Consider the following 5,018-nt stretch of genomic DNA (forward strand, 5'->3'; position numbering starts at 1 on the left):
CCCCTTGTGGGAGAGGAAGAAAAATCACGATGTTAGCGCTGCGCCGCACAATCCTGCGAACGGAATAGAGTCGCGCAGCGCTAACTCCGATGATTTTTCAGGTGAGGGGGACACGCGCACAATCCCCTCACCAGCAAAATCTAGTGTTTAGCGGCGAAGTGTGCGGGCGCAACCGATCGTGCACGCCGCTAAGCACAAGATTTTGCGTCCTCTCCCACAAGGGGCGAAGAAACTGATCTCGATCAATCGCGCGGCGGCGTGACGCGCGGCTTGTCTGCGTACGGAGCATTCCCATGCTCTCTTGACGCATCCGGGTTTCCCGGAATGGCGGCGGTTAATCATTCCTTTCAGGCTTCATCCCAAGAGCCCAGGGATGAAAACCATGCCGAACATCGCCGCCTTGTTGCGTACCGCCGCCGCCGTGACCTTCGCGTTCGCGATCCTGCCGCACGCCGCGCGCGCCGCCACCACCTTCGTCGTCGGACCGACCGCCTATTACAAGACGATCCAGTCGGCGGTTGACAAGGCCAACCCCGGCGACACGATCAACATCAATCCCGGCACCTATGCGGCCGCGAACATCACCAAGTCGAACCTTCTGATCCAGGGCATCGGCACGACGCCGCCGGTGATCACCGGCAAGGTTTACGGCGACAAGGGCCTGTTGGTGATTTCCGGCACCAACACCACGATCAAGAACATCACCTTCCAGGGCGCCACCTCCACCTCGGGCAACGGCGCCGGCATCCGTATGCAGGGCACCAATCTGACGGTGCTGAATGCGCAATTCACCGGCAATCAGGACGGCATCCTCACCGACGCCAACACCAAAAGCACGCTGACGGTGACGAATTCGACCTTCGACAAGAACGGCAGCTGCGTGTCGTCGAGCGGTTGCGCCCACGCCATCTATGCCGGCCACATCGCCAAGCTGGATGTGGAGAATTCCACCTTCACCGACACCCAGGCCGGCCACCACATCAAGTCTCGCGCCAACGAAACGGTTGTGGTCGGCAACACGATCCAGGACACGGCGAACGGCACCTCGTCCTATCTCATCGACGTGCCCAACGGCGGCAAGGTGACGATCACCGGCAACACGCTGGAAAAAGGTCCGAAGTCGTCGAATTCGATGACCGCAATCGCGCTTGGCGAAGAAGGCGCCACCAATCCCGCCGGCACCATGCTGATCGCCAACAACACTTTCCAGAACGATTTTTCCAAGACCCAGTCGTTCGTGTGGAACAGCACCGGCAGTTCGGCGCTGCAGCTCGCGGGCAACGTGCTGAAAGGCTACGCCACCAAGACGCTGAACGGCCCCGGCACCGTGTCCGCCGCGCAATCGGCGCTGCGCCTGACCGCGTCCGCCGACCTCGCGCCGGCCCGGTTCGGCGCCATGGCCGGCAGCTTCGGTGCCGCCACCAGCGTGCCCGAGCCGACTACGCTGGCGCTCTTCCTCACCTTCCTCGTCGGCCTCGGCTTCTTCGGCAAGAGCAGGCGCGAATAAGCTTCCCTGGCGAGATGGTTGGCGTGGCGCCCAGCTTTGCTAGCATGGGCGCCATGGCCGAGACTGACGACATTGCCTTCCTGTTCGACGTCGACAACACCCTCGTCGACAACGACCGCATTACCCAGGACCTTTCCGATTATCTCACCCGCGAGCACGGCGCTTATGCCCACGATTGCTATTGGCTGTTGTTCGAGGAGCTGCGGCGCGAACTGGGGTATGCCGATTATCTCGGCGCGCTGGAGCGCTATCGCGTCAAATACCTGCACGATCCGCGCATCCTCAGAATGGCGAACTGGCTGATCGATTATCCGTTCCGGGAGCGCCTGTTCCCCGGCGCGGTGGAGGCGGTGCGCCATGTCGCGCAATGGGGCACGACCGCGATCGTCTCCGACGGCGACGCCGTGTTCCAACCGCGCAAGGTGCAGCGCGCCGGACTATCGGACCTGTTCCAGCGCCGCATCCTGATCTACATCCACAAGGAGGACGAGCTGGCGCACGTCGAACGCCTGTTTCCGGCGCGCCACTATGTGATGATCGACGACAAGTTGCGGCTTCTGGCGGCGATCAAGCAGTATTGGGGCGAGCGCGTCACGACGGTGTTCCCGCGCCAGGGCCACTACGCCACCGACATGCACATCCTGACCGAATACCCCGCCGCCGACCTCTCCATCACGCACATCGCCGATTTGCTGCAGTTTGGCCGCGAGGATTTCCTGATGTCGCGCACATAAAAAGGGCGCCGTCGCCAGCCCCCCCTTTTCGCGTCTCCGTCACGCTGAAGTTAGACAAACAAGCGTTATGACGAGGTCATTACATCTCTTTCCTCCCCCGCGGTGTCCAGAATGCGACAACGTTGCGAGTGCAACAGCGCGGGGGAGGAAAGATGTGTTGTCGTCTGAATGTCCGTTGCTCTACACCGGCTTGCCTTCGCCTTTGGCGATGCCTTCCCACAAGCCGTTGAGGTACACCGCCCCCAGGGCGCGATCGTACAGGCCGTAGCCGGGCTTGCCGGTTTCGCCCCAGATCATGCGGCCGTGGTCGGGACGGACGTAGCCGGTGAAGCCGGTGTCGTAATAGGCTTTGACGATGGCGCCGATGTCGAGCGAGCCGCAATCGGACTTGTGCGCCGTCTCGTTGAAATTGCCCTTGGCGTCTACTTTCACGTTGCGGATGTGGGCGAAGTGGATGCGGCCCTGCGCCGAAAATTCCTTCACCAGCTCGACAATGTTGTTCTTGAGGTCGGCGCCAAGCGAGCCCGAGCACAGCGTCAAGCCGTTGGCCGGCACATCGACGATCGCGAGCAGCCGGCGCAGATCGTGCACATCCTTGACGATGCGCGGCAGGCCGAAGATCGGGCGCGGCGGATCGTCGGGATGAATCGCCATCTTGATGCCGGCCGCGTCCGCCGCCGGGACCACGCCCTGCAAAAACGCCGTCAGATTGGCCCACAGCGTCTCTTCGTCGATGGATTTATACTCGTCGAGTAGCGCCTTCAGCTCGTCCGGCTTGTAGGAGGCGTCCCAGCCCGGCAGGTCGATGCCTTGCGAAACGTCGATCTTGTTCACGACGTCGACGTCGAACGCCAGCGCCGACGAACCGTCGGCCAGCTTCATGTCGAGGATGGTGCGGGTCCAGTCGAACACCGGCATGAAATTGTAGCAGACGACCTTCAGCCCGCATTCGCCGAGGTTCTTCAGCGTCTGGGCATAATTCTCGATCAGCCGTTTGGCGGTGGGGCGGCCGAGCTTGATGTCCTCGTGCACCGGCACGCTTTCGATCACCTCGAAGGCGAGGCCCTTGGCCTCGATCTTCTGCTTCAGGGCGCGGATGTTTTCCACCGGCCACACCTCGCCCACCGGCACGTCGTAGACCGCCGAGACGATGCCGTGCATGCCCGGAATCTGGCGGATGTATTCGAGCGAAACGGGATCGCTGTCGCCATACCAGCGGAAGGACATTTTCATGGGCGGAGCCCTTTGTGCGTGTGACCGCTACCACTTAGGCAAAAAGCCCGCCGCGACTCAAGGGACAATCGCGTCGCTGGCGGCTCAGAAATGCCCGCTCAACGCAATTTCCCACTGACTTTCGCGCACCACCGTGTCTTCTCGCGTGCCGTTGGAATAGCTCAACGTGATGCCGAAAAATTTGTCGGGATCGAGAAACCAGGTCAGCGTATTGGCGAAATACCCCACCTCGGTCACGCCCAAGACCGGATGGACGCGGATGTACGATGTCGTCGCCGTGACCGGAATCGCCGGATTGTCGCTCACGATCGACAGTCCGGCCTGGCCGCCGAGGCGGACGAAATCCTGGTGGCTCGCCGCCACCGTCGCGTTGCCGCGGTCGGTGTAGAAGCCATTGTCGTCGCGCAGGTTGAGGATGAATTTGAAGGACGCGAAGTTTCCCGGAAGGGGCCCGAAGCTGTTCAACCAGCTATTGACGACGGGCGTGTAGATGAGCTGCCCGGAAGCGAGCTGGCTGTCGTCGACGGGGTTGAACAGATAATCCGGCCGCAGCGACAGCCGATGGCCGCACGCCAAGTCCGCCTTGCAGAACAGATAGGCGTTGAACAAGATGCCGACATCGACGGACTTATTGACGCTCGGCTTGGCGCTGCTTCCGGCATCGACGGTCGTAATGATGTAGTTCATGCCGAAATACGGAATGAGGTCGAGCGGAAGGTCCGACACATCGGGCGGCAGCGGCACCTCGAAAGCGTAGCCGGCGCCGACGACGATTTTGTACACGGCTTTTTTCGCGACATTGTCGCGCGAGATGTCGAACATCGCCTTGCTCGACGACGCAAACGCGGTCTTGTCACTTCGATCGATATAGAGGTCCTCCGGTTTGCCGCGCACCCGGACCGGCGACCCCGACTTGCTCTTTTTCTCGGCGACCGCGGCCGGCACCGCGGCCGGCGGAGTGGATTGCGCCACGCAGCGGATGGCGTTCTGTTCGTTGGGACCGCGAAAAAAGATCGACGGATCGACTTCGGCGGTGGGCGCATAAACCGCCCGTTCATTGCCGTGCAGAAGGCCCGCCATGTAGCCCCTGATGGCGTAAAGATAGTCCCTGTCGGGGGCGCTGCAATTCCTGCAGGCCGCGGGATCGGCCAAAGGTGCGCCCGCGAAGATCTGCCGTGCCGGCGAGAATTGCACCAGCGCCGGATCGTTCGAGGGTTCAAACGCCTCGGCGCTGACGGGAAACTTGCGATACAGCACCTTGGTCAGTTTGTCCTTGTCGATGATGTGGGTCGCGCCGCAAATCTCGGCCTGAGGCGGCGGAAACTGATCCTTCGCCGCCGCGGATGGCGCAACCAACCCGATCATGAGCGCCAGCGCGCTCAGCCGTACCTGCTGCATGTCCCCCTCCCCCGGTCTAGCTACCGGATTCACACATTTGTGCCTCCTGTCAGGAGGGCGACGCCACGCTTTGCGGCTTGGAACTCGATCCATCCCTGGAGCATGACGATGGGGCCTGGTTTTCCATAATATCCGGTCCATCCACC

4 protein-coding genes are annotated in these 5,018 nt (G+C 61.8%); 2 read left to right on the forward strand and 2 right to left on the reverse strand.

Going from position 1 to position 5,018, the window contains the following annotated elements; translation table 11 throughout:
* Nucleotides 1–382 precede the first annotated feature (382 nt).
* Both AC1P6P_RS18570 and AC1P6P_RS18575 read left to right on the forward strand, forming a co-directional pair.
* On the forward strand, nt 383–1,507 hold the full coding sequence (locus AC1P6P_RS18570; protein ID WP_481403933.1) for a right-handed parallel beta-helix repeat-containing protein: 1,125 nt from the start codon (nt 383–385) through the stop codon (nt 1,505–1,507).
* A 53-nt stretch (nt 1,508–1,560) separates the two neighbouring features.
* Nucleotides 1,561–2,241, forward strand: coding sequence for an HAD family hydrolase (locus AC1P6P_RS18575; protein WP_481403934.1), 681 nt, complete (start codon nt 1,561–1,563; stop codon nt 2,239–2,241).
* Nucleotides 2,242–2,421: 180 nt separating this feature from the next.
* Here AC1P6P_RS18575 and uxuA read toward each other — a convergent pair whose 3' ends face one another.
* Both uxuA and AC1P6P_RS18585 read right to left on the reverse strand, forming a co-directional pair.
* The gene (gene uxuA / locus AC1P6P_RS18580; RefSeq protein ID WP_481403935.1) at nt 2,422–3,474 is read right to left on the reverse strand and encodes a mannonate dehydratase; all 1,053 of its coding nucleotides are present in this window, start codon (nt 3,472–3,474) and stop codon (nt 2,422–2,424) included.
* Between the two features lie 84 nt (nt 3,475–3,558).
* On the reverse strand, nt 3,559–4,872 hold the full coding sequence (locus AC1P6P_RS18585) for a hypothetical protein (protein ID WP_481403936.1): 1,314 nt from the start codon (nt 4,870–4,872) through the stop codon (nt 3,559–3,561).
* Nucleotides 4,873–5,018: the final 146 nt, after the last annotated feature.

It is taken from the genome of Rhizomicrobium sp., from assembly GCF_056722145.1.

What these genes read in the sequence shown, in the direction of transcription:
- AC1P6P_RS18570 (WP_481403933.1), top strand. Translation starts at nt 383, where the DNA reads ATGCCGAACATCGCCGCCTTGTTGCGTACCGCCGCCGCCGTGACCTTC.
- AC1P6P_RS18575 (WP_481403934.1), top strand. Translation starts at nt 1,561, where the DNA reads ATGGCCGAGACTGACGACATTGCCTTCCTGTTCGACGTCGACAACACC.
- uxuA (WP_481403935.1), bottom strand. Translation starts at nt 3,474, where the DNA reads ATGAAAATGTCCTTCCGCTGGTATGGCGACAGCGATCCCGTTTCGCTC.
- AC1P6P_RS18585 (WP_481403936.1), bottom strand. Translation starts at nt 4,872, where the DNA reads ATGCAGCAGGTACGGCTGAGCGCGCTGGCGCTCATGATCGGGTTGGTT.